The following is a 22,696-nucleotide window of genomic DNA, read 5'->3' as shown; positions in this document are numbered from 1 at the left end:
ACTTTTTAACGATTAACTTTCAATTATTACAGGTGTAAATATGACTATTCACATTAAAAACAACATCAACTGGGTTGGCCAACGCGACTGGGAAATTCTTGATTTTCATGGCACTGAATATAAAACCACTAAAGGCACCAGTTACAACAGTTACCTTATTCGTGAGCAAAAAAATGTCTTAATCGATACTGTTGATCATCGTTTCAGCCTGCAATTCATTCAAAACCTTGAGATGGAAATTGATCTTAATCTAATTGATTACATTGTGATTAACCATGCCGAAGAAGATCACTCTGGCGCATTAGCCGCACTCATGGCAAAAATTCCTAATACACCAATTTATTGTACCGAAAATGCCATCGATTCTATTACCGGCTTGCATCACCATCCTGAATGGAACTTCAATATTGTCAAAACTGGCGATAGCCTAGATATCGGTAACGGCAAACAATTAGTTTTTATTGAAACCCCAATGTTGCACTGGCCAGACAGTATGATGACCTATTTAACCGAAGATGCCGTGCTATTTAGTAACGATGCGTTTGGTCAGCATTATTGCGATGAACGCTTGTTTAATGATGAAGTAGACCAGATTGAATTAATGGATCAATGCTTACGCTATTACTCCAATATTTTAACCCCGTTTAGTGCACTGGTAACCGCTAAAATTAACGAGGTTTTAGGCTTTAATCTGCCTGTTGATATGATTGCCACCGCCCATGGTGTGGTGTGGCGCGATAACCCAACACAGATTATCCATCAGTATTTGCAATGGGCTGATAACTACCAAGAAGACCGCATCACGATCTTCTACGACTCAATGTCTAACAACACCCGCTTAATGGCGGATGCCATTGCTCAGGGGATCCATGATGTTGACCCTAGCGTTTCTGTTAAAGTGTTTAATGTGGCGCGCCACGACAAAAATGACATTCTTGCAAATGTGTTCCGCTCTAAAGGGATTTTGGTCGGCTCATCAACCATGAATAATGTCATGATGCCAAAAGTGGCTGGCATGCTAGAAGAAATCACCGGATTACGTTTTAAAGATAAAAAAGCCGGTGCATTTGGCAGCTACGGTTGGAATGGCGGCGCAGTAGACCGTATTCACACTCGCCTTACCGACGCCGGATTTGAAACTACTGTTGGCCTAAAAGCAAAATGGAAACCCGACGGAAAAGCCATGCGCGAATGCCGTGAACATGGCCGCCAAATAGCCAAAAGCTGGGCGTTACATGATCTCAGCAATGTCGATTCTATTTCATCTCCTCTTAACCAAAATCAAGCGGTTAAATTAACAGAAGCGGTAGCACCTGTAGCACCAATACCATGTGCATCAAGCGCAAGCATTAGCGATACACAAGAGATGCTATGCACCGTGTGTAACTGGGTATATCAACCCGTATTAGGCGAGCCAAACCAAGATGTACAGCCGGGAACGCCTTGGTGCGAAGTACCAGACTTTTTCCTTTGCCCAGATTGTGGTTTAGGTAAAGAGGTATTTACACCGATTGCACAGAGGAAAGCATCATGAGTGCACCTATCATCATTATTGGCAGTGGCTTTGGTTCATATCAATTAATTAAAACCATTAGACGCACAGACACACAACAACCGATTACCGTTTTTACCCTTGACGAAGGTCACGACTACAATAAACCAGATTTAAGTCATGTATTTAGTAACCAGCAAACCAGTACAGATTTAATTCGCCAATCAGCGCAGGAGTTTGCGGCACAGTACGACATTACTTTGCATGCCTTAACGCGAGTAGACAGCATTGATAGCCAACAACAACGCGTATGGGTTAACGACGTCGCCTACCCTTATTCACAACTAGTATTGGCGACTGGGGCCAAAACATTTGTCCCACCTATGCAAGGTGACGCGAGTAACAAAGCGATGACCTTAAACAGCCTGCAAGAGTTTGCCAGCGCACAACAGCAATTGCATGAGGCGAAGCGCATAATGCTAATTGGCGCAGGGCTGATAGGCACCGAAATCGCAATGGATTTAAGTAACAGTGGTAAGCATGTGGTAGTGGTCGACCCCAGTAAAGGCGTCATGGCGAACATGTTACCCGACCTCGTTGCATCTGCGCTGCAAACTAAGCTTACTGAAGCCGATGTAGAGTTTGAGTTTGGCCAAACGGTAAGTGCACTTAACCAAAATGAGTCTGCCGTGTGTGCCACGCTGAGTTCTGGCAAAACCCATCATGTCGATTGCGTTATCTCGGCAGCCGGATTAAAGCCTAATGTGGCCTTGGCTACACAAACAGGCCTTGAGGTTAATAACGGCATAGTGGTTAATCAGCAGCTGCAAACCTCTGTTAAGCATATTTATGCGTTAGGCGATTGCGCCGAAATCAATGGCAAAGTGATGTCGTACCTGCAACCCATTCTGTTAAGCGCCAATGCACTGGCAAAAACCTTATTAGGCCAACCCACCACGTTAAGTTTACCAGCGATGTTAGTTAAGGTTAAAACTCCACAAATGCCCATTCAATTAGGTGGCAGCACGGTTAAAGATGTGGCGTCTTGGCAGGTAGATATTGATGCAAATGGCTGCTCCGTTAAAGCCTTTAACGAGCAAAAACAAATTATAGGATTTGTGGTCACCCAAGAGCATATGAACAACACGTTCCCATTACTCAGAGCTTTACCCGCAAACCTTTAACCTAACTCGGTGCTGATTGCCTAGTAATGCATTGGTAAACAGCACCCTAAGGAGAACATTATGTCTCATCACCGTATTCCAGCAAACTGGACAATTCAGCGCTCTACCCCATTTTTTACTAAAGACAATGTGCCTGCGGCCCTACTGACTCACCATAATACCGCCGAAGGTGTTTTTGGTCAGTTATGCGTAATGGAAGGCGTGGTCACTTACTATGGTTTTGCCGACAGCGAAGCAACCGAACCAGAGGTGACAGTGGTGATTAACGCGGGCCAATTTGCCACCAGCCCTCCTGAATATTGGCATCGCATTGAATTAAGCCCTAATGCACAATTCAATATTAATTTTTGGTCCGAAAAAAACAAAACCGGCCAAGCGATGTTTAATAGCAAATAATCTTACAATGATACTTTTATCGCGATTAGGGGCAGCAACAAGCTGCCCCACTGATTTATTCACTAAAAAATAAGTCACCATAGTACGTTTCTGCATCTTTACCACTGTTGTCGGTATCGGTCATAATCGCAATTATATCAATGTATTGATATGCTTTTCGGTTAGCTTTCTGACTGCCTTTATCCCCAAATGTGTCAATCAAATCTTGGTACACATTGCGTTGTTCGTCATACCACTGACCTAGTTGTGATTGTTGTCCTCTCACAGACATCATTTTAACACTTGAGCCAGCAAAAGCGTTGTTCCAAACCAAGCCTTTGTCTTGATTACTCGACCAAACATAATTTAATGACTTGGTGTTCCACACCATAAAACCACCATCAATAACGACGTAAACTCGCGCCACAAAGTCATCACCCGCTTTACTTCGCTCGTCTAACGGCGACAACGTCTGTTCAACTAGCCAACTCCAGTTTAGATAAGGCGTTGCAATGAGGTCAATTTTCTTTTCTAGCACCAATCCAGAGGCCGAATTTTGACTAATGGCTTTAAGTGCCATTTGGCCTTTGTGTTGTTCAACGCTATAAATTGATTTGCCTGAAAATTCTTTCGCTTGCCATTGTTCAATGCCTTGCTCACTCAACGCCGTTAAATTGGTGACCGCTTGCGCGCTCACACATAGCAAAAAACTCAATAACACGAATATCCATTTGCACATGTTACTCTCCAATGGCGCGGTGTGTTTGAGTAAGAAAAACAGCCTCAAAAAAACGACAGACTGCAATAAATCGTTATTGGTTGAACTCTGCTAGCGCGGTTAAGGCTAATTGGGCTTTATCTGTAGGCACAAAAACATGGTCGTGATAATACGCGGCAATAACATTGGCACTGATATTAAATTCAGTGAGTTTAGCCGCTACCGCAGCTGTTAATCCAACAGCCTCAAGGCTTGAATGTACGGTTAAAGTAATTTGTTTAAAGCATGCTTCAAAGGTCAATCCTGCAGCCATTGCAACCTCTTTATTGACGACTAACGTTAAGCCTTCGCTCTCGCGAAATGTCGCAAGTGGATTTAATTGAGCATACTGTTCATATTCTCCCTGAACAGTGCAAAATACAAACTCTCCGTCCATCAATTTAGGGCTCATGGACGTCAATAGTAGTGCTAAATCGGTCATACCACTCATAATCTACAATCCTTTTTGATAATCCATTGATTTAGCAGGCTATAACACGCTTTATGCTAAATAACCTGAGCTCTGGATAATAAACTTACTTTGCTGCTTTTTGGGCCGCTAATACTTTTTCCATTGGCGGTACAATTGACACTGGGTCTAAACGCATTTGGAACCAGTTTAAACGCCAATCTAAATGCGGACCTGTCACGCGGCCTGTGGCGCCAATTTCAGCCACTTTATCGCCCTGCACAACTTTGTCGCCAACCTTTAAATACAATTTACTTAAATGTAAAAATGTTGAACTCACCCCATAACCGTGGTCAATAATCACCGTACCACCAGAATAAAACATATCAGGTTCCGCAAGGGTAATCACCCCATCAGCAGGTGCCACAACAACAGTACCTGTTGGGCGGGCAACATCTACGCCAAAATGCGGGTTACCAGGCACATCGTTGTACACGCGCTGGCTGCCATAAACACCCGAAATACGCCCTGTTACTGGCCAAATAAATGACTGCATAAACGCCTGCTGCTCACTAAAAATATCTCTTGCTGCACGGGTTTGCTTAGCATCTTTGGCCGCTCTTGCTTGTGCAACAGGATCAGGCTTCATGATTTTTTTACTAATCCCGGTGATGCGATCAATCTTATATTGTTTCGGGGCAATTTTAAGCGGTTTAATTTCGGTTAATCCGTCAGGATAAGTCACTTTAACAACTTGTTCTGCTGCGGCATCTCGGTCAAAGCCAATGGCAAACGCCCCTGTGGGCGTCACTTTTACCACCTTATCATTTAATAACACTGTACTGCCCGCAGGTACCGTTCCACGAACCAATGCACCTTGCTCAAACTTGCCTTGAAAAGTCACTGCTGCCGCGCTGGCGCTAAAGCCTAATACACTGACCATTAACCAAGCCGCTGTGGATAATACTTTAAGAGGTGATTGTTTAATTGACATAAAACCGCATTCCTTGTGAAAAAGATAAAAAAAGGGCCACCTTTAGGCAGCCCATTTATATTACTCGATTAACCTTTTACCGCAATGGCCCCTTTGCCAATACCTTCAAAGGCAATCACTTTAAAATGGCTTTCAGGCACCTTGTTAGCTAGCGTCGTGGCCATGTACTCAGCAAGCAGTTCGACTGTAGTATCGTGTGGAATAAGGTCACAACATTGTTTCGGCATTGCTAACTGAAAATCACCTTGTGGTGCCATGTAGTGAAAACCAAAATGGGTTACATCACTAATGTTGGTTTGCTTTGATAATGCTAGCGTCGCCACGGGGACTAAATCTTCTTCAGTACCCAAATAAACATCTTGCCAGCGGTCGGCCCAATATTGATCCCATTTAGGTTCTGCAATACCGTTTTCAAATACGGTGACAGGGCTACGATGACCATGTGCGATACGTTGGCAGTTACCATCATGTTTACGTAAACCATGGCTGTAATGGTAAAATGGCGTATCAAGCGCCTCATTACGTAAGGTTAAGCTAATGCCTTGAACATTTTCTGGCAGGGCTTCACGCAGGGCTTTTTTGAGAAAGTCATTTACGCTCTCAAAATCAATAACCTCAGTAGGGATAAGTGCAAATGCTTGCGACGGGCATGCTAAATGGATGTCGCCTTTTTGACTGGTAAAATCCATCCATACTCGGTCGCCTTTTTGCTGCCAGCGAACTTCGCTACACGCCGTTGGGATTAATAAACGATGATCAGCAACGTCATCGATGGTGTCTTTAATGGTGCGTTTTACTTTTGAAAAATCTAACACCATATTTTGTTCATCTAAGCCGCCATCGAGTAAAACATCGACAATCCAGCTTTCACCTACCATGCCACGTATCGGACAAAGGTAAGAAAAATCGATAACGGTTAAATCTTTTACAAACAGTTGCATTAATGCTCCTAGGCAGAAAAACAGTCCACCTCAGTATAAATGTATCCCGAATGGCACATGCCAATGGAAAAGGTATCTTAAAACGTCTATATACGAAGGGATATCACCTCTTGGTCTAATACAAGGTAATAAAATTAACCTAACGACTTAATATAGCGCCAATAACACCGACATTCTAAACAAAAGCCTGTCTATGAGCGAGTAAACATAAAGGATTAGACAAATAAAATTTGAGTCATTGGCGATAATAAGCCAATGAGCAACTGGGTTGCGGTGATATTATTGAGCTGAGCCTATTGCATGTTGCCCCGAATCAACGGCAAAAAAAGCCACAAGTAAACACAGAATAATGCAACTTTGACCACACAACAGTAAATAAATCATCTATGAAGACATATTGTTATCTCTAAAAAATCCTTTTATATGATCAGTTTAAACAATAAGTATGCAGAAAATGTGTAGACATTAAGAAGATAACGTAAAAATGCAGTTAAAAGGCTTATTGATTATTCAACCTTATAACCGACACCGTAAATAGAGTGCAGCACTTCTTTTTGTTTAGTGACCAGGGCAAGTTTGTGACGTAAGTTTTTGACATGGCTGTCAATGGTACGCGAGCTAACAATGCGGTCATCGATATAACACACCTGCATTAAACTGTCGCGAGAATGCACAACACCAGGGCGTTTAAGTAAGGTTTGTAACAATCTAAATTCAACTGGGGTTAATTCAACTTCTTGGCGATCAACATGGCATTTAAAGCACTCGATATCCAAATCGATATGTTTATAGCGGATCACTTGCTCACTTTGACTGCCTCGAGTATTTTCTACCCGTCTTAAAATCGTTTTCACTCTCGCAACCACTTCTCGGGCAGAAAACGGTTTACATACATAGTCATCGGCACCGAGCTCTAAGCCCATAAGACGATCGATTTCATCTACACGTGCGGTTAACATCAAAATAGGCATCATTGAAAACTGACGGATCTCGCGGCAAATGGTTAAACCATCTTTGTAAGGCAGCATTAAATCTAAAACCACAAAGTCGATAGATTGCGTTTTAATCGTATCAATCACATCACGGCCATCATATTGTACCAAGGTGTTAAACCCTTCGAGTTGCAAAAAATCCACCAAAATCTGTGCGATTTTAGGTTCATCCTCTACCACTAATACGGTCATTGGCTCTTGATGAGAAAATCCACTCATGGTCACTTCCTTAACAAAGGTAATTGTACTTTAATGCATAACCCACCCATTGGAGATGGCATTGCGCTAATCTTGCCGTTATGGGCTTCTACGATATTTTTACAGATAGTTAGCCCTAAGCCCGCGCCGCTGCCTCGACGAGTTCTTGCGGCATCTTGACGGTATAATGGTTCAAATAAATGTTCACACTCAGCCTCTGTCGCACTGGGCTTGGTATCGTTGAGTGTTAGGCAAACCACATTATCTTGCTGCGCCAACTGAACATCTATTTGGCCTGGACTGTCGGTGTAGACCATGGCATTCATAAATAAGTTCATAAACAACTGTCCTAAACGCCTAACATCAGCAGACACAAACAACATAGGCGTAATTTTATGAGTCAAGGTTAAGCCCCTATCTTGCATAGAAGTCGATAGGGTGGCTAACATGCTGTCCAAAGATTCGCTGATGTTATGTGGTTTAAAATGGTATCGCAGGCCGCCGACATCCGATAAAGAGAGTTCATATAAATCATCCACTAGATGTTTCATACGTAGCACCTCTTGTTCTATTGATTGTAGTTGGTGCAGATCGAACGCCCTTATCCCGGCCTTTATTGAGTCAATTTCACCACACAAAATACTTAATGGGGTTCGCAACTCATGAGAGATATCAGCTAACCAACGATTTTTAGCACTGCGATTTTTAGCTAAAGTCATCGCCAGATGGTCGATGTTAACCATTAACTGGCCTAATTCGTCTGCACGTGTCGTGGCCAAGCGCTGCTCATAGTCACCTTCAGATAAATGAGTTATCCCTTGCATAACATGTTTTACAGGCACTAATAAAAATCGTGATAACCACCAGGCTAACGCACTGGCTAACAATAAACAGACTAAACCAATACCAATACTGGTCCAGCGCTGTTGTTGCGCAAACGCAGTTGCAGAAGACGATTGGTTTTCACGAATAGGACTACTGATTAAATAGCCGACAATTTGCTGATTATATTTTAACGATAGACTAATACTGTCAATTGAATCGTCAATGATATCGCCAGCAATATGGACTTTGTCAGCTGAATATAACCCTGTTGGTAGCCCCAAGTTTTTTTTATCAAAAGGTGGCCTAATATGGGGAGGAAACCTTTGTTGTTCGCCAGGTTGTCTTGGTGGCGAACCAGATAAACGCGGAGGCAGATTTTTAGGTGCGCCGATATTGGCTTGTCTTGGCTGACGGTAAAACGGTGAATGGGTTGTTATGACTTGGTTTAATGTTGATTTATTAACACTTCGCCAAACATCTGTAGATTGATCGCTATTTGTCGAGGGTGACGACGCTGCATACAGTGTCATTACATCAACGGACAAACTGGCAAGACGCTCTTGTTCTAAATTATTGATAAAGTCTAAAAAGCCTTGGTCAAAACTCCACCGCGCTAACGATAACGTCGCGATAAGAACAACACTGGTTAAGCCGACAAAGGCTAAAAATAACTTTTGAGATATTTGCATAAATCACAGTATAACCAGCAATATAACTGCAAACTAGTCGCAGATAACATCGGATATCAATCTCCTTAGATTCTGCACAATTCCTCCATAATAATATCGTATATTAATCGCAGTATCTCACCAAGGAGCGTCAACATGACCCTTAATCCAATCACTATTGGTTTACTTTCTCTTAGTTTATTTGCAGCAGCGGGCGCATTCGCTAACCCACCGGGCGGCAAGCCACCACAAGAAGCAATTGATGCTTGTGCAAGCAGTTTAGAAAATAGCCAGGTTAGCTTTGAAACACCTCGCGGTGATAGTATTCAAGCAACTTGTCAAATGATTAACGGAGAGCTGGTTGCTGTACCAGATAATCCACCACAAGATATGCAACAAGGTCAAAGAGAGCGGAATTAAGGTCTTTTTAAACCCATAACGTTTATACCGTACTTAGACAAGGATTAACTATGCAAGTGACGAGTAGCAACACCGCTATCCAAATGACATCAACAGAAAGTTCCCAGCGACCTCCCCGTCCAGATGGCCCACCGCCACCCAAAGGCGGCGTACCACCAAGGTTAGACACAGCAGTATCAACCTTGTCTGAGGAGGAGCAACAATCTACTACAGATATGCTGGTATCGCTAACCGATGAACAACAAGAAGAGCTCAAATCCGTTTTAGATGAATTAAAACCGATGACACAAGGTCTATCAGACGAAGACCTTGGTAGCGTTTTCTATGAAGCATTGAGCAGTATTTACAACGATGACGAAACGCAAACAGTCAGCAGTTCATCTGCCGTAAATGTAGACGTATACGCTTAAAAAAGTGTGAGTCACTTGATAGAACAAAGCCAGCAATATGCTGGCTTGCTTTGTGTTGCCTTATTTAATCCCATTCACCAGGGGTAAAAACTCTGTGAGTGCATCCGAGAGCCTAGGCCTGCTGTACAAATAACCTTGTGCTAAATCACACCCATTGCGGCGTAAAAATTCAGCCTGTTCTTCGGTTTCGACACCCTCAGCAATAATTTGTAAATTTAATGCATGTCCTAAAGCAATGACGGCTTTAGCGATGGCGGTATTGTTAACATCGTGAGGGATGTCGCCCACAAACGACTGATCGATTTTAAGCTTATCAATAGGGAGGCGTTTCAGATAGTTAAGCGACGAATAACCGGTACCAAAATCATCGATACTTAACGCAATCCCCATGGCCCCCAGTAATTTTAAATCATGAATAATCGCCTCAGGATTATGCATCATGCACGACTCAGTCACTTCTAACTCTAGGTGTTTAGTCGGTAAGCCAGTTTCAAGTAAAACCTGTCTTACTTTGTCTACAAAGTCATTACGTTGCATTTGTAAGCTGGCCACATTAACCGAGATCCGCTCAAATGTTTTCCCTTGAGTTAACCATTCAACACCCTGTAAACATGCCGTTTTTAACACCCATAAACCAATGTCCCAAATTAAGCCTATTTTTTCTGCTAATGGAATAAACTCAGCCGGCGAAATGTCACCTAAAATAGGGTCATGCCAACGGATAAGCGCTTCAAAACCGCAAGGAGATAAATCCTTTAGCGTTAACTTGGGTTGATAAACAAGATAAAAGTCTTCGTTCGCTAACGCATGATGCAATGCGGTTTGTAATTTTAATTGTTCTACGGCCTGCTTTGTCATCGACTCAGTATAAAACGCATAATTATTACGGCCATCCAGTTTGGCACGATGCATTGCCGCGTCGGCATTACGTAATAAACTGTCATGGTCGTCACCGTCACTGGGATAAATAGCCACCCCCATGCTGGCGGTTAATCTAACAGATTGCGCATTATTCAAAATAAATGGCCGCTCAAATACGCTGCGGATTTTATCGACCGATGAGGTCACAGAATCTGTACTCATAATGCTGGGTAACATAACCACAAACTCATCACCACTTAAACGGGCAAGCACATCAAAATCCGATAACGCATATGATAGGCGCTTAGACAGTTCGACGAGAATTTCATCACCAATGACATGGCCTAAGCTGTCGTTGATGTGTTTAAAGAAATCGATATCTAAGAATAAAATCGCTAACTGTTTTTTAGCGCGATTAGAATGATTCAATTCTTGTTCAACTAATGACATAAATTGCATGCGGTTGGGCAATTGGGTCAAAGGGTCAAAGTAAGCCAGATTTTTGAGTTTTTCTTCATTTTGTTTTTGTACTGATATATCTGCAAACACGGCCACGTAATATTGGATAATATTTTGCTTATCGAATACGGCACTAATGGTGATAGATTGCGGGAAAATAGCGCCATATTTACGACGATTCCAAATTTCACCATGCCATTTGCCTTGCACTAATAAGGTGTTCCATAAACGTTCAAAAAAACTTTTAGGATGACGTCCAGAACTCAGTATATTTGGATTTTGGCCTAGCACTTCATCACGGCTATAGCCCGTTATGTCGGTAAATGCCTGGTTAATATCTGTAATGTTGCCATCTTTATCTGTAATGACCACCCCTTCTACTGCATTTTGAAACACATTAGACGCTAATATTAATTGTTCTTGGGCTTCTTTATGTTCTGCAATATTACGGGTCATTCCGAGCACACCGCTTAATTGACCGAGGCCATCTTTAACGGGAGCTTTAATGGTTTCAAGCCAAATTTTATTGTAATTAGCGTCTACGTCTTCGCATTCTGATACGATCACGGTTGAGCCGGTATTTATAGCTAACTCATCACCTTCAATAAAAGAAGTGGCAGTGCGCACATCAAATAAATCATGATCATTTTTACCGACAATTTGCTCTTTTGATTTTCGCCATGCTTGCTCAACACTTTTATTACAGGCAATGTAAATTCCATCTACGTTTTTAATCCAAATATGCTCATCAAATGCATCAATAAATGCTTGTAAATCGACATCATGACAAACATTAACCTTGGATTGGTCCCCGAAATCTATACTCGAAAGATAGACACGGATGGCACTGCTTAACATATCAGCAATACGAATTTGAATAGCACTTAAGGGGGCAAATAATTCTGGTTTATCCAGTTCATCATTAACAGCACTAAAAGAAAGTCCTGCCAATAGCAGCCCTTGTTCATCACGAATAAGTTGATGATACACCTCAGTACTTGACTGGCTTGACCTGGCGTTATCATTAAGGGCACGCATATAATGTAATAAACTGATTTGATGTTGCTGGCAGGTGCGCTCTTTAGCGTTTTGGTTAATGCAGATAGCTTGTAGGCGATGTGCTGTCACATCAATTTGGTTAAAGGTGATAGTCAGACGAAATTCGGCAGAAATGTCGTTAATTTCCTGTTGCCATTCTCTAAGCTGAGTTTGAGAAATAGCTTCTTTCAACATAACACCTTCCTAAGTCGACATAATAAATAAGTTCAGTACCAGCATATAACAATATAGTTATCCAACTATAGTACAGATAATGACGGGCTCGCATTAATCTCCAAAGTGAACAGACTACCAAAAACTCACTTCCTATACTAATCCAGCCACAATGAACATGATTATTTCATACTATAAGCCTAAATAGCACAGCACTAACTATCTTAAATCAAAAAAACCGTTATCTTGAACATTAAATATATGCTTAAAACAAATAAGGAGCCTAAGGCTCCTTATTTATGTTTACCATATAACTAACTGTAAAGTATTAGTTTTAGCTATTTTTTAGTGCAGCAATGCGCTTCTCTAGCGGTGGATGACTCATCATTAGTTCAGCCATTGAACGTTTGCCATTAATACCAAAAGCAGACATCTGTGCAGGCATTGCACCGCTTTCAGGGCCTTGACGTAAACGCTCTAACGCGGCAATCATTTTGCCTTTACCCGCTAAACGTGCAGCACCTTCGTCGGCTTTAAATTCACGAATACGCGAGAAGTAAGCCACAATGATTGATGCCAAAATACCAAACAGCATATCTAATACAAACACCACTGCCATGTAGGCAAACATACCTAAGCCTTCACCCTCTTCATCACCAGCAACAAAGTTATCAATGATCCCAGCAACCACACGAGCAGCAAAAATAACAAAGGTGTTCACCACACCTTGAATTAAGGTTAAGGTCACCATATCGCCATTAGCAACATGGCTCACTTCGTGGGCAAGTACACCTTCAATTTCATCTTGCGTCATGCCATAAAGCAAGCCAGAACTAACCGCGACAAGTGCGTTGTTTTTGCTTGGGCCTGTGGCAAATGCGTTCATTTCTGGCGATTGATAAATTGCCACTTCAGGCATTTTTATCCCTGATTTTTCAGCTAGGCGAGCCACTGTCTCAACTAACCAACGTTCGGTATTGTCACGTGGTTGGGTAATCACTTCACAACCCATGGTTTTCTTCGCCATCCACTTTGAAATGGCTAAACTGATAAATGAGCCACCAAAACCAAAAATGGCAGCAAATACTAACAGTCCACCCATCGTTTGGGTATTAACCCCAAGAATAGACATTACGATTGAGGCAACCAGTAAGATGGCTAGGTTGGTTGCTATCAACAAAAATATACGCTTCATTTAAGCTCCTGTATGGCAAAATGCCGATTTTTCAATTGTTACTATAGACATAATATGTCCATATAAATAGAATTCAAGCTTAGTTATATTAAAAAAGATTTATGACTCTTTTTATGCTGATAAAACACTGGCTTAAAAATCTAGCGAGCAGAGTCTAGGCAGATTATATTAATTGAAACTGAAAAAGCGCTAACCCAGTGTATGCATTGGTTAATCTTTGATAAACTGTCGAAAATAAAATAATGATAAGGCACTTTTATGAGCATTAATGCATTAATGTTAAGCGCTTCGCGCGTCGGTGATTCAGTCTATTTAACTCACACTGTTGAGCTTATTCGCCCTCTTACACAGCCTGGCCAACAATGGTTATTTATTCCTTATGCCGGTGTTAGTGTCAGTTATGATGAGTATTTAACCAAAGTGCAAACGGCATTAGCGCCGCTGCCCATCACCATTAGCTGCATTCATCAATTTGCCGACCCTAAACAAGCGATTCAAGATGCTGCTGGCATTTTAGTTGGCGGCGGTAATACCTTCCAACTGTTAAACGAGCTATACCGCTACGATTTAGTGCATTTAGTCCGCGAGAAAGTACAAAATGGCATGCCGTATGTAGGCTGGAGTGCAGGTTCGAACATTACCGGGACCAGTATTCGCACCACAAACGATATGCCAATTGTGGAACCCCCTTCATTTACTGCATTGAGTATTCTGCCCTTTCAATTAAATCCGCATTACACCAACTACCAAATGCCAGGCCACAACGGCGAAACTCGTGCGCAACGCTTATTAGAATTTACGATTGTCGACCCATTAACCCCGGTCATTGGTATTCAAGAAGGCAGTGCATTATGGCGTCAGGGAGATAAATTGACGTTAATTGGCGATCAAACAGCCTATTTATTTCATGGTAAGCAACAAGAAGTCGAAATTGCCGCCAACAGTGACTTATCTGAGTACCTCAAATAACGAAGATCATTTCCATGGGGTTTAAAAATAAAGCCATAAGCCCCATGGTTGTATCATTAATCGTATTGATTTCGCTCACTGGGAATATCAGTAAAATACTCAACAAATTCAATTTCAAACCCATTAGGGTCAATAAAATAGCGACTCTTATAAGCCTCGTTAACCGCGCCCATAATAGCCACCTCATAGCCCACGTTTGCCAACCTTGACACTAAGGCCTCGATATTATCCACCACATAGGCAAAATGCGCTAAACCAATAGCATTACTTTTAAGGTCACGTATCTCTCCGGTCCCAGAGTCATTGAGAGACAAATAATGATAGTCATCGCCAAAATGTAACCATTTTCGTGGGGTGCCATGCCATATTGATTCACCGCCACCGCGTACTCGCCAATGTGGAAACGCCGCCTGGTAAAAAACCAAGGTCTCTTCTAAATTATTCACGACCAAATTTAAATGTTCTAAATGCATTTCGTATCTCCTTATGATTAATTTTGCATAGCTTAATACCTCAAGTTAACTTGAGGTAAAGCATTAATTTTGCCAAGATATGTAAAAATGATGAGATAAAAATAGATAAAGAGATGAATAAGGATATGGAATTGACTGTCGGCCAAGTGGCAAAACGCTGTGGAATTAACATCTCTGCAATCCATTTTTATGAGCAAAAAGGCCTGATTAGCAGTTGGCGTAATCAAGGTAATCAACGCCGTTATTCACGCGATGTCATTAGACGAATATCTCTTATCAAAGCGGCGCAACAATTAGGCATATCTTTAGATGAAATTGGCAGCGCATTTGCTTCATTGCCCAATGGCAGGACAGCCACCAGACAAGACTGGGCGGCATTATCAGTTAATTGGAAAGACACACTCACACAGCGTATTAGTCGATTACAAAATATGAAAGACTCACTTGAAGGATGCATCGGTTGTGGCTGTTTATCGATGAATAGTTGCCCTTTGTATAACCCAGATGACCAGCTCGAACCACAAGGTCCGGGGCCTGTACTGTTAAACAAAAAAGCCTAGTATCAAATAGACACTAGGCGTAAGCAATAAGCTAAATTGGGGAGTGATAAACAATAGGATGAAGATAAACGATAAAGTGGTCGCATAAGTTTTAAGCCACCACTTTACCTGCCCATATGTTGGGCTACACTGGGTTAACCGAGTGTGTTTGTACTAACAATATCAATTTTTCGTGGTTTCATTGCTTCAGGAATTTCACGTACTAAATCAATATTTAATAAGCCATGTTCTAATTCCGCACCCACAACACGTACGTAATCGGCAAGTTGAAAAGTCCGCTCAAAGCCACGTTCTGCAATGCCTTGATGCAAATATTTACGCTCATCAGTTTTCGCTGTCTTATTGCCTTTAACTAACAGTTTTTCACCTTCGCTCATTATCTCTAACTCAGACATCGCAAAGCCTGCAACCGCCATAGTGATCCGATAACGATTTTCACCAAGCAGTTCAATATTATAGGGAGGATAACCACTGTTAGCATTATTGGCAGCAGCATGTTCAGCAAGTTGGGCTAAACGGTCAAAACCAATTGCGCTACGGTAAAGAGGGGTTAAATCTGGAGTAAGATTAAAATTTCGCATGTTCATATCCTTGTCTAAAGCAATATGTAAAATAATGGCCACTATTTCATAACAGTGGCAATGTTAGTAACAGCCCTTACGGCACTGTCATAGTCAGAGTAGTAAAACCTCATTCGAGCGTTTCGTTATCTATCCTGCTACAGAATTAGATATATGGACACAGTGTTTGATATCAAGGCAAATGAATGAATAAATTTAAAAAATAGATAAAAATATTAAATTACAACAATATTTCAACAACTTAAGCTTAACGCATTATCATCAATTACGTCTGTAACCCTGTTTAAATGACTTTTGTCACTGGTAATTATATTTGAAAACGTCACAATAACTCTCAACGCAATACATCAATAAGGATATGTTATGAACCCTGCGACACTGGCACTATTAATCCCAATTATCGCCATTATAGGCAGTTTTATTGTGAGTATTATGAAGCTTAAAGAGCGCCAACGCCTGGCGGCAAACCAACAAGAAAACAACAATAAGTCGCTGCACGATGAAATCAGCTCGTTACGTCAACGTATTGAAGTGTTAGAACGAGTGATTACTGAAGACGCGTATGACTTAAAACAAAAAATTAATAACGCATAACAGAGTATTTATTGTTGTTAACACCAAAAAGCCACCATTATCGGTGGCTTAATGATTTAACGGCATGGCGAAACAAACAGTTAACTGTTCAGGGTTATTTATTGACCGAAATTGAGCGCCTAAATAGCGCTAAACTGCTCACAAAAAACACCATCCCAAGCCCAATAATATTCAGCAACTCTGGCCACACAATACTAAAATCGGCACCACGAAAAACCACCGCCTGCGAAAATGCCATAAAGTGCCGCGAAGGGAATATCCATGTGAATGGTTGAACAATGGCAGGTTGACTCTCAATGGGCGTAATCCCTCCAGACAGTAACATCATGGGGATAATCACAATCATTAACAGTAAGGCAAACTGCGCCATGGTGCGGGCTATGGTGCCAAGAAAAATCCCAATCGAAGCTGCGGCAAATAAGTAAATCGTTGTTCCACCTAATAATAACCAACGGGATCCAGCAATGGGGACATCCAGTAAGGTTTCGACCATAAAGAAAAGTGACAACGAAAAAGCGACCAGTACAATAAGTCCGTTTGCCCATACCTTGGACATAATGATTTGAAATGACGTCAGCGGCATAACCAGTAAATGCTCAATGGTGCCATGCTCACGTTCACGCAGCAGTGCAGCGCCTGTCAGAATAATAGCCAACAAGGTGACATTATCGAGCAGCGCTCCCATTGAACTAAACCAGCTCATGGTGCCATTAGGATTAAATGCACGGCGCTGGACTAATACTACGGGATAATCGATGCTTGCATTAGAGCGATTAACAAAAAAGTTAACCTCCTTGGTGATGATACTTTGAATATAACTATTACCTAAACTTGCTTGAGTCACTGCGGTTGCATCAACATCGATTTGCACACTCGGTAAGCGTCCATCACGCACATCTGCCTCAAAACGTGGTGGAATACTTACCACAAACATAAAGTGGTCTTGGTCCATGACTTGGTCTACCTCACTGGCAGATATTTGCTCTGTAAACTTAAAATAAGGAGGATAAAAAGCATTGGCAATGTTACGCGACAGCGTTGAGTGGTCTTCGTCGACAATCGCAATGGATGCATTATTCACCGACTCACTAATGGCGGTTGAACGCGAATAAATCTGCGCACTGAATAAAAACACAATCAGTATTATCATGGTCACGTCACCCAGGACACTGCGGAGCTCCTTAGTACCAAGCCAGAAAATATTGCTCCAGATTTTCATCGGTTATGCCTCCTGCTTTTTCAAACACGCCGCAGCCAAAACCACTAAAATAGGACCATAAATCGACAACATCATGATGTCGCCTGTCAGGTCAAAAAAGTGTAAACCTTTAGTAAATGCCGCCACACTCAAATGCATATAATAAGTTGCCGGCCACGCCATACCGATAATGTACCCACCACCTTCTAACGTGGATGTAGGTTGCACTAACCCCGAAAACAGCGCTGTGGGTAATAGCGATACAATAGTGGTTGCAAACACCGCGGTGACTTGAGTTTTCGTGACAGATGACACCACTAAACCAATGCCGGTTGAGGCGCACACATAACAAAATGCCCCAACGGTGAGCCCCAATAAGCTGCCTTTTAATGGTACCTGCAATAAAAACACCACCAAAAATGTCAAAATAAAAAAGTTGATCATGCCAATCGCGATATACGGCAGCTGTTTACCAATAAGAAATTCGTACTTATTGGTTGGCGTAACAAAAAAGTTAGTGATAGTGCCGACTTCCTTTTCACGGGCAATACTCACAGCCATGAGTATTGCCGGAAAGAACAATAACAATAACGCTGGCGTTTTAGGCCCAATGGAATAAATACTTTCAAATGAAGGGTTATAGCGATAACGAGACTGCAGATCGACATTATACAGTGCACTGGCATCTACCCCGGATTCTGTCGCTAATTGTGTCAGGTACCAAATATAGCCACCAGTGACATAGCCTTCGATAGTGCCGGCTCGGGTGGTATTAGCACCATCTATCCATGCCGAAACGTGTGCAGTCTGACCCTTTTTAATATCGCGACCAAAACCGGCCGGGATCTCTATCGCCAAGGTGATATCGTTAGACTGTAAGCGCCGCTCAAGCTCGTCTTTACTTTGTAATACAGGTCTTTCGATAAAATAATGAGAGCCTTGAAAGTGACTAACGTATTCTCGGCTTTGTGGTGTTTGGTCATAATCGAGCACCGCGAAAGTCAGATCTTCAATATCTAACGAGATCCCATAAGCAATCACAATCAACAAAATCACACTGCCAAAAAACGCAAATGCGAGGCGAATTTTGTCACGCATTACCGCCATCATTTCAAGATAACTATACGCCAGCAACCGCGATAAATTAAAGCCAAAGCGCTTTGCATGCTGTGGTTGGCTTTGGGTTAATGTCGTCAGTTCTGAAGTAGGGGCTATTTCAAGTTGCGCTTGCTTTTGAGGGGGCTGGCCTATCGCATCTTCAAGATAACTGATAAAAGCTTCTTCAAGCGACGTTGACCCTTTGGCTTCAACAAGGTGTTGTGGCTCATCGTAAACTAAGACTTCACCTGCATGCATTAATGAAATACGGTCGCACCGTAACGCTTCATTCATAAAGTGGGTTGAAATAAATATGGTGACTTTATCGCGACGTGACAACTCAACAAGCAATTCCCAAAATTCGTCACGTGCAACAGGGTCAACACCTGATGTGGGCTCGTCAAGGATTAGCATTTCTGGCTCGTGGATCACCGCAACGGCAAGTGACAAGCGTTGGCGGATCCCAAGTGGCAATGATGATGCCAAATCATCCATTTGCTTACGCAAACCAAAGCGATCAACCAGTACATCAATTCGCTCTGTGGCTTTCGACGCAGATAAATGGAACAAACGCGCATGCAAGGTCAAGTTCTGTTTAACCGTCAGCTCACCATACAAGGAAAAAGCTTGCGACATAAACCCTACTCGATTGCGCATGTCGATATTGTCTGCATCGACAAGTTTGCCAAATAAAAACGCCTCCCCTTCTGACGCGGGCAACAGACCGGTCAACATTTTCATGGTGGTTGTTTTGCCGCAACCATTTGAGCCCAAAAAGCCAAAAATCTCACCGGCTTGAATGTCAAAACTCACATTACTGACAGCAGTAAAATCCCCAAAACGCCGGGTTAACCCTTTGGCAGTAATTGCAGGTGAAGCATCTGTTTTTTCAAAAGGAGGAATAACAAGCGCATGACCACTGCCACGCTTTTCTTTCGGCAGTAGCCGAGTAAAGGTTTGCTCGATATTTTCAGATTGCGTTTTGGTTTTTAGTGCTTCAGGTGTGCCCGAGTCCAACACATGGCCTGCATCCATAGCCACCAACCAATCAAATCCTTCGGCTTCATCCATATAAGCGGTAGACACTATCACGCTCATGCTAGGCCGTTCACTGCGTATTGTGTTAATTAACTGCCAAAATTGTCGTCTAGAGAGAGGGTCGCCCCCGGTAGTTGGCTCATCTAATATCAATAAATCTGGGTCATGAATAAGCGAACAACACAAACCCAGTTTTTGTTTCATCCCGCCGGATAACTTACCTGCTGGCCGTGATAAAAATGCATTAAGGCCCGTTGCATGGGTGAGTCGGTCAATGCGGGTTTTACGTTCAGAGGATCCCTGGCCAAATAATTTACCGAAGAAATCGAGGTTTTCGGCAACACTGAGCTCACTGTATAAATTCTTACCTAACCCTTGAGGCATATAAGCAATACGAGGGCCAACATTTGAGCGATGTAGAGCCGAAGCCATATCACCGCCGAGCACTTCAAGATTACCACTCTGTAATTTTCTGACCCCAGAAATCAGTGCCAACAAGGTTGATTTACCCACCCCATCAGGGCCGAGCAAACCCACCATTTGTCCCGAAGGGATACTCAGCGTAACATCATCAATCGCCATGACTTTTTTATATCTATGACTAACATTGTTAATACAGACGATCGGATTGTGTTGTTGGTCCATGATGATGTACCCACATTAATGTTGATTGACTGAATTAGGCTCAGAGTCTGGTAACAATTGTTGAAGAAAATCAGGCCACGGAGTTAGCTGCTCTCCGGGTAAAGGTGTCAGGCGTATATAAGCCACGCCACGCACGCCAGTCTTAACATCTTCTATGTGTTTTTGTACTAGGTATTGAGGGATCCGCACCTTAACACGAAACATCAGTTTTTCACGTTCGCTGAGGGTTTCAACTTGCTTTGGGGTAAATTGTGATTCGGGTGATACAAAGCTCACCGATGCAGGAATTGTATAATCGAGAACATCTAATTTAATTCTTGCCTCTGCACCTATCGCAATACGATTTGCTGGTGCCGAGGGTACAAATATCTCCATATAGACATCAGCAAGGTTAATCATAGTCAACACTTTACCACCACTGCCAAGCACCTCACCTGGTTCAGCAAGTCGATATATTACTCGGCCAGTCACTGGGGATTTCAACACACAATCATCAATTTGAGTTTGGATTTCTTTGGTACTCGCCCTAACAGCATCCACCATACGTTCACGATACACAAGGCCTGCCTTAGCCGCTTGAAGCGCGGCTTTAGCTACAGCAACCTGACTGACTCTTGTATCGTAGGTTTCTTTACTAATATGGTTCTCTTTTACCAGTTCTCTAGCCCGAGACAATTCTTGTTCGGCTAACACTTCCTCAGCCTTTGTTTGCTCGATGGTTGCCAGAGCAGAAGCAACTTGGCTTTCAGCACTGGCCACATTAGCTTCAGCACCAAGCAATTGAGCACGCAATTGATCGGTATTTATTTGCGCGACAACTTGTTGCTCTTTAACAAGGTCTCCTTCCTGAGCTAAAATAGTATCGACTCGACCCGCGATTTTAGTTGATACATCAACTTCTACAGCTTCAATTCTACCGTTACCAGACACTAAACCATCGGCTAGCGGAGGGACTTGTAAATATTGCCACCCCCACCAAAAAGAAAAAATGAGCACTATAAAAACAACGATATAGATAACTTTCTTCAGTATGTTATTCATTGTCTAAAAATCCTTCTATGAGTGACAGCAATCATTTTTAAACCAACAAGCTGACATTATTCAATCTCCGTCAAAAACCTTGTCTCGATCCCACAACCTTGAACAGTATTAATCGGCTAGAGAGCCAGACATGCATGACATTGCCATACATAAAATGAGAAGAGACAACGGCTCGGAATATGTAACCTAGTTGCAATAACAACTAAAGCGAATCCAATATCAGATTGTAAAAACCGCTATCCTCACAGATAAATCTAGATTTCATTTGTCGATGTGTTTATTTGATGCACAAGTGCAGCAAATGATGATATCTGGCAAGGTAGAAAACGGTATTCACAACGCTCCCCCCCATTCAAACCATAAATTAGTGCATTAACTCAATTAAATTTTGTATCAACAAAACAGGTTAAACCATGATCTGCCTCACACTTATAGTGAATAAGCGGACATAACTGCAAATAATACCAATTCCATTAATTATCTGGTCATTCAGCGGGAGTTCTGTGTCTTCTAGGCAAGTAATAGAATTGAAGGCATAGTTGTTCTCGGCAACTGCTCCTGCGTTGCTCTACCTCCTGCATCCATGCAGTCGTACGTCAAAATGCTATTAAGCAGCATAGAAGGCACAGAAACCCGCCTTACAGGAGGCACTCAGACCGTTCATTTCTTTGTTGCATTGTCTTAGAAGGGAATAACCATTATTACAACAATGCGCCTCAAACTGAACAGTCTGAGTGACTCTGATTGGTCACATAATTAATGGAATTGGTATAAGCACAAAAGTTTGATCATTCTCTGCTGCGCATTCAAGCACTGAATATTTCAATCACAATACTATTTGCTCAAACTCCAGATGTAAAAAAGCCCGTTGCGTTAGCAACGGGCTTATCACTCTCTTTTCAGAGAAATTAGGCGTCTGGAAATGAAGCTCTATGGTTTCCAGACAAATTTTGTTTATTTAACACCTTGGCATTAAATAATAATTCGGAAAGCTGATGCAGTCTTCTCTCAGACTCGCTTTATTGAGTTATCACACTATTTAAACGCTCTATTCTAATACTAAGTATCAGTAAAACCCATCTGGGTTGTATGGTTAAGCCTCACGGG

21 protein-coding genes are annotated in these 22,696 nt (G+C 42.2%); 8 read left to right on the top strand and 13 right to left on the bottom strand.

All coding sequences use genetic code 11. From position 1 onward, the window contains the following. The first annotated feature begins 40 nt into the window (after positions 1-40). Genes norV through IEY42_RS04515 form a run of 3 tightly spaced genes read left to right on the top strand, consistent with a single transcriptional unit; the run spans position 41 to position 3,072 of the window. Positions 41-1,534, top strand: coding sequence for an anaerobic nitric oxide reductase flavorubredoxin (gene norV, locus IEY42_RS04525; RefSeq protein ID WP_188924152.1), 1,494 nt, complete (start codon positions 41-43; stop codon positions 1,532-1,534). Continuing rightward, positions 1,531-2,676 carry an NADH:flavorubredoxin reductase NorW gene (norW, locus tag IEY42_RS04520; protein WP_188924151.1) on the top strand — a complete coding sequence of 382 codons (1,146 nt, stop codon included), beginning with the start codon at positions 1,531-1,533 and terminating at the stop codon, positions 2,674-2,676. The genes norV and norW overlap by 4 nt, the downstream gene beginning before the upstream one ends. Before the next feature lie 60 nt (positions 2,677-2,736). After that, positions 2,737-3,072 carry a TehB family protein gene (locus IEY42_RS04515; RefSeq protein WP_188924150.1) on the top strand — a complete coding sequence of 112 codons (336 nt, stop codon included), beginning with the start codon at positions 2,737-2,739 and terminating at the stop codon, positions 3,070-3,072. Between the two features lie 55 nt (positions 3,073-3,127). On the opposite strand, the gene IEY42_RS04510 is transcribed toward IEY42_RS04515, so the two are convergent. The 6 genes from IEY42_RS04510 to IEY42_RS04485 form a co-directional block, all read right to left on the bottom strand. Further along, entirely contained in the window at positions 3,128-3,790 is a 663-nt protein-coding gene (locus tag IEY42_RS04510; protein WP_188924149.1) for a DUF3047 domain-containing protein, read from the bottom strand. 73 nt (positions 3,791-3,863) lie between these two features. Next, entirely contained in the window at positions 3,864-4,259 is a 396-nt protein-coding gene (locus tag IEY42_RS04505) for an ACT domain-containing protein (protein WP_188924148.1), read from the bottom strand. A gap of 85 nt (positions 4,260-4,344) precedes the next feature. Next, a complete protein-coding gene (locus IEY42_RS04500; RefSeq protein WP_188924147.1) occupies positions 4,345-5,211 on the bottom strand; it encodes a M23 family metallopeptidase in 867 nt (288 codons plus the stop codon). 68 nt (positions 5,212-5,279) lie between these two features. Continuing rightward, positions 5,280-6,152 carry a 6-carboxytetrahydropterin synthase gene (locus IEY42_RS04495; protein ID WP_188924146.1) on the bottom strand — a complete coding sequence of 291 codons (873 nt, stop codon included), beginning with the start codon at positions 6,150-6,152 and terminating at the stop codon, positions 5,280-5,282. A gap of 506 nt (positions 6,153-6,658) precedes the next feature. Continuing rightward, positions 6,659-7,363, bottom strand: a complete 705-nt coding sequence (locus IEY42_RS04490; protein WP_229779916.1) for a response regulator — start codon at positions 7,361-7,363, stop codon at positions 6,659-6,661. A gap of 2 nt (positions 7,364-7,365) precedes the next feature. After that, positions 7,366-8,856 (bottom strand): ATP-binding protein, encoded by a 1,491-nt coding sequence (locus tag IEY42_RS04485; protein ID WP_188924145.1) that lies wholly within the window; start codon positions 8,854-8,856, stop codon positions 7,366-7,368. 135 nt (positions 8,857-8,991) lie between these two features. Here IEY42_RS04485 and IEY42_RS04480 point away from each other — a divergent pair, with 135 nt between their 5' ends. Continuing rightward, the gene (locus tag IEY42_RS04480) at positions 8,992-9,255 is read left to right on the top strand and encodes a hypothetical protein (RefSeq protein ID WP_188924144.1); all 264 of its coding nucleotides are present in this window, start codon (positions 8,992-8,994) and stop codon (positions 9,253-9,255) included. A gap of 50 nt (positions 9,256-9,305) precedes the next feature. Beyond that, positions 9,306-9,665: a hypothetical protein gene (locus IEY42_RS04475; RefSeq protein WP_188924143.1), complete on the top strand. Its 360-nt coding sequence runs from the start codon at positions 9,306-9,308 to the stop codon at positions 9,663-9,665. Positions 9,666-9,725: 60 nt separating this feature from the next. On the opposite strand, the gene IEY42_RS04470 is transcribed toward IEY42_RS04475, so the two are convergent. Then, entirely contained in the window at positions 9,726-12,218 is a 2,493-nt protein-coding gene (locus IEY42_RS04470; protein ID WP_188924142.1) for a putative bifunctional diguanylate cyclase/phosphodiesterase, read from the bottom strand. A 313-nt stretch (positions 12,219-12,531) separates the two neighbouring features. Further along, positions 12,532-13,392 (bottom strand): protease HtpX, encoded by an 861-nt coding sequence (htpX, locus tag IEY42_RS04465; protein ID WP_188924141.1) that lies wholly within the window; start codon positions 13,390-13,392, stop codon positions 12,532-12,534. A gap of 258 nt (positions 13,393-13,650) precedes the next feature. Here htpX and pepE point away from each other — a divergent pair, with 258 nt between their 5' ends. Next, positions 13,651-14,361, top strand: a complete 711-nt coding sequence (gene pepE / locus IEY42_RS04460; protein WP_188924140.1) for a dipeptidase PepE — start codon at positions 13,651-13,653, stop codon at positions 14,359-14,361. A 56-nt stretch (positions 14,362-14,417) separates the two neighbouring features. Here the strand turns inward: pepE and IEY42_RS04455 are convergent, their stop codons facing one another. Further along, positions 14,418-14,834 (bottom strand): VOC family protein, encoded by a 417-nt coding sequence (locus IEY42_RS04455; RefSeq protein WP_188924139.1) that lies wholly within the window; start codon positions 14,832-14,834, stop codon positions 14,418-14,420. A gap of 113 nt (positions 14,835-14,947) precedes the next feature. Here IEY42_RS04455 and soxR point away from each other — a divergent pair, with 113 nt between their 5' ends. Continuing rightward, a complete protein-coding gene (soxR, locus tag IEY42_RS04450) occupies positions 14,948-15,394 on the top strand; it encodes a redox-sensitive transcriptional activator SoxR (RefSeq protein ID WP_188924138.1) in 447 nt (148 codons plus the stop codon). 134 nt (positions 15,395-15,528) lie between these two features. Here the strand turns inward: soxR and IEY42_RS04445 are convergent, their stop codons facing one another. Beyond that, entirely contained in the window at positions 15,529-15,975 is a 447-nt protein-coding gene (locus IEY42_RS04445) for an Hsp20 family protein (protein ID WP_188924137.1), read from the bottom strand. A 363-nt stretch (positions 15,976-16,338) separates the two neighbouring features. On the opposite strand from IEY42_RS04445, the gene IEY42_RS04440 reads away from it, so the two are divergent. Further along, positions 16,339-16,569 carry a hypothetical protein gene (locus tag IEY42_RS04440; RefSeq protein WP_188924136.1) on the top strand — a complete coding sequence of 77 codons (231 nt, stop codon included), beginning with the start codon at positions 16,339-16,341 and terminating at the stop codon, positions 16,567-16,569. Positions 16,570-16,663: 94 nt separating this feature from the next. Here the strand turns inward: IEY42_RS04440 and IEY42_RS04435 are convergent, their stop codons facing one another. The 3 genes from IEY42_RS04435 to IEY42_RS04425 all read right to left on the bottom strand — a co-directional run bounded on the left by IEY42_RS04435 (position 16,664) and on the right by IEY42_RS04425 (position 21,589). After that, positions 16,664-17,719 carry an ABC transporter permease gene (locus tag IEY42_RS04435; RefSeq protein WP_229779914.1) on the bottom strand — a complete coding sequence of 352 codons (1,056 nt, stop codon included), beginning with the start codon at positions 17,717-17,719 and terminating at the stop codon, positions 16,664-16,666. Between the two features lie 72 nt (positions 17,720-17,791). Beyond that, positions 17,792-20,548, bottom strand: a complete 2,757-nt coding sequence (rbbA, locus tag IEY42_RS04430; RefSeq protein ID WP_188924134.1) for a ribosome-associated ATPase/putative transporter RbbA — start codon at positions 20,546-20,548, stop codon at positions 17,792-17,794. Between the two features lie 15 nt (positions 20,549-20,563). Next, positions 20,564-21,589, bottom strand: coding sequence for an HlyD family secretion protein (locus IEY42_RS04425; RefSeq protein ID WP_188924133.1), 1,026 nt, complete (start codon positions 21,587-21,589; stop codon positions 20,564-20,566). Between the last annotated feature and the right edge of the window lie 1,107 nt (positions 21,590-22,696).

It is taken from the genome of Shewanella algicola, from assembly GCF_014648035.1.
In the GTDB taxonomy this organism is placed as follows: domain Bacteria; phylum Pseudomonadota; class Gammaproteobacteria; order Enterobacterales; family Shewanellaceae; genus Shewanella; species Shewanella algicola.
The sequence above is the reverse complement of the archived record's forward strand: the minus strand, read 5'-3'. Positions and strand labels throughout refer to the sequence as shown.

Coding starts and splice junctions, on each gene's coding strand:
- norV (WP_188924152.1), top strand. CDS start 41: ATGACTATTCACATTAAAAACAACATCAACTGGGTTGGCCAACGCGAC.
- norW (WP_188924151.1), top strand. CDS start 1,531: ATGAGTGCACCTATCATCATTATTGGCAGTGGCTTTGGTTCATATCAA.
- IEY42_RS04515 (WP_188924150.1), top strand. CDS start 2,737: ATGTCTCATCACCGTATTCCAGCAAACTGGACAATTCAGCGCTCTACC.
- IEY42_RS04510 (WP_188924149.1), bottom strand. CDS start 3,790: ATGTGCAAATGGATATTCGTGTTATTGAGTTTTTTGCTATGTGTGAGC.
- IEY42_RS04505 (WP_188924148.1), bottom strand. CDS start 4,259: ATGAGTGGTATGACCGATTTAGCACTACTATTGACGTCCATGAGCCCT.
- IEY42_RS04500 (WP_188924147.1), bottom strand. CDS start 5,211: ATGTCAATTAAACAATCACCTCTTAAAGTATTATCCACAGCGGCTTGG.
- IEY42_RS04495 (WP_188924146.1), bottom strand. CDS start 6,152: ATGCAACTGTTTGTAAAAGATTTAACCGTTATCGATTTTTCTTACCTT.
- IEY42_RS04490 (WP_229779916.1), bottom strand. CDS start 7,363: ATGAGTGGATTTTCTCATCAAGAGCCAATGACCGTATTAGTGGTAGAG.
- IEY42_RS04485 (WP_188924145.1), bottom strand. CDS start 8,856: ATGCAAATATCTCAAAAGTTATTTTTAGCCTTTGTCGGCTTAACCAGT.
- IEY42_RS04480 (WP_188924144.1), top strand. CDS start 8,992: ATGACCCTTAATCCAATCACTATTGGTTTACTTTCTCTTAGTTTATTT.
- IEY42_RS04475 (WP_188924143.1), top strand. CDS start 9,306: ATGCAAGTGACGAGTAGCAACACCGCTATCCAAATGACATCAACAGAA.
- IEY42_RS04470 (WP_188924142.1), bottom strand. CDS start 12,218: ATGTTGAAAGAAGCTATTTCTCAAACTCAGCTTAGAGAATGGCAACAG.
- htpX (WP_188924141.1), bottom strand. CDS start 13,392: ATGAAGCGTATATTTTTGTTGATAGCAACCAACCTAGCCATCTTACTG.
- pepE (WP_188924140.1), top strand. CDS start 13,651: ATGAGCATTAATGCATTAATGTTAAGCGCTTCGCGCGTCGGTGATTCA.
- IEY42_RS04455 (WP_188924139.1), bottom strand. CDS start 14,834: ATGCATTTAGAACATTTAAATTTGGTCGTGAATAATTTAGAAGAGACC.
- soxR (WP_188924138.1), top strand. CDS start 14,948: ATGAATAAGGATATGGAATTGACTGTCGGCCAAGTGGCAAAACGCTGT.
- IEY42_RS04445 (WP_188924137.1), bottom strand. CDS start 15,975: ATGCGAAATTTTAATCTTACTCCAGATTTAACCCCTCTTTACCGTAGC.
- IEY42_RS04440 (WP_188924136.1), top strand. CDS start 16,339: ATGAACCCTGCGACACTGGCACTATTAATCCCAATTATCGCCATTATA.
- IEY42_RS04435 (WP_229779914.1), bottom strand. CDS start 17,719: ATGATAATACTGATTGTGTTTTTATTCAGTGCGCAGATTTATTCGCGT.
- rbbA (WP_188924134.1), bottom strand. CDS start 20,548: ATGGACCAACAACACAATCCGATCGTCTGTATTAACAATGTTAGTCAT.
- IEY42_RS04425 (WP_188924133.1), bottom strand. CDS start 21,589: ATGAATAACATACTGAAGAAAGTTATCTATATCGTTGTTTTTATAGTG.